Source organism: Acinetobacter sp. YH12211 (assembly GCF_013418015.1).
Lineage (GTDB): Bacteria > Pseudomonadota > Gammaproteobacteria > Pseudomonadales > Moraxellaceae > Acinetobacter > Acinetobacter towneri.
The window spans coordinates 1-1,844 of the sequence record NZ_VPCW01000061.1 but is presented as its reverse complement, the minus strand read 5'-3'; the positions used below and the strand labels follow the sequence as shown (position 1 = coordinate 1,844).

General features: G+C 50.7%; 1 rRNA gene. It reads right to left on the bottom strand.

Annotation, left to right across the window (positions count from 1 at the left end):
• Positions 1 to 150: 150 nt before the first annotated feature.
• Positions 151 to 1,844, bottom strand: a 23S ribosomal RNA gene (locus FTU98_RS13765); the annotation flags it as partial.

Sequence of the window (1,844 nt, the reverse complement as noted above, 5' to 3'; positions counted from 1 at the left end):
GTGATGCACTGCGTTTTCCGAATCTGTAACAGATTGGGCTGTATTGGGTCTGAATTTTATTGTTTAGCGTTAACTAAATCAAGATCAGTCTGAATTGACTGATTGGATTTGAATCGATTGAGCATTCAACCCCAACTGTTTGGGTGTTGTATAGTCAAGCCTCACGAGCAATTAGTATTGGTCAGCTTCACATATCGCTATGCTTCCACATCCAACCTATCAACGTCGTAGTCTTCAACGGCTCTTTAGGAGGCATAAAGCCTCGGGGAAATCTTATCTTGAGGTAGGCTTCCCGCTTAGATGCTTTCAGCGGTTATCCCTTCCGAACATAGCTACCCGGCGATGCGACTGGCGTCACAACCGGTACACCAGAGGTTCGTCCACTCTGGTCCTCTCGTACTAGGAGCAGATCCTCTCAAATTTCCAGCGCCCACGGTAGATAGGGACCGAACTGTCTCACGACGTTCTAAACCCAGCTCGCGTACCTCTTTAAATGGCGAACAGCCATACCCTTGGGACCTGCTTCAGCCCCAGGATGAGATGAGCCGACATCGAGGTGCCAAACACCGCCGTCGATATGAACTCTTGGGCGGTATCAGCCTGTTATCCCCAGAGTACCTTTTATCCGTTGAGCGATGGCCCTTCCATACAGAACCACCGGATCACTAAGACCTACTTTCGTACCTGCTCGACTTGTGGGTCTCGCAGTTAAGCGCGCTTTTGCCTTTATACTCTACGCGTGATTTCCGACCACGCTGAGCGCACCTTCGTACTCCTCCGTTACTCTTTAGGAGGAGACCGCCCCAGTCAAACTACCCACCAGACATGGTCCTCGTCCCGGATAACGGGACAGAGTTAGAACCTCAACATTACCAGGGTGGTATTTCAAGGACGGCTCCACTCGGACTAGCGTCCAAGTTTCAAAGCCTCCCACCTATCCTACACAAGTAAGGTCAAAGTTCAATGTCAAGCTGCAGTAAAGGTTCACGGGGTCTTTCCGTCTAGCCGCGGGTACACCGCATCTTCACGGCGAATTCGATTTCACTGAGCCTCTGCTGGAGACAGCGCCGCCATCATTATGCCATTCGTGCAGGTCGGAACTTACCCGACAAGGAATTTCGCTACCTTAGGACCGTTATAGTTACGGCCGCCGTTTACTGGGGCTTCGATCAAGAGCTTCGCTTACGCTAACCCCATCAATTAACCTTCCAGCACCGGGCAGGCATCACACCCTATACGTCCACTTTCGTGTTTGCAGAGTGCTATGTTTTTAATAAACAGTTGCAGCGGCCTGGTTTCTGAGGCTGTCGACAGCTCAAGGAGCGAGTCCTATCACCATCAACAGCGTACCTTCTCCCGAAGTTACGGTACCATTTTGCCTAGTTCCTTCAGCAGAGTTCTCTCAAGCGCTTTGGTCTACTCGACCTGACCACCTGTGTCGGTTTCGGGTACGATTCCAGTGTAACTGAAGCTTAGAGACTTTTCCTGGAAGCAGGGTATCAGCCACTTCACTGTACAAGTACAGCTTGCTATCAGATCTCAGCATAGAGCACCCCGGATTTGCCTAAGATGCATGCCTACTTCCTTTCACCTGGACTACCAACGCCAGGCTGACTTAACCTTCTCCGTCCTCTCATCGCATTACACTGAAGTATTGGAATATTAACCAATTTCCCATCGACTACGCCTCTCGGCCTCGCCTTAGGGGTCGACTCACCCAGCCCCGATTAACGTTGGACTGGAACCCTTGGTCTTTCAGCGAACGGGTTTTTCACCCGTTTTGTCGTTACTCACGTCAGCATTCGCACTTCTGATACCTCCAGCAGACTTCTCAATCCACCTTC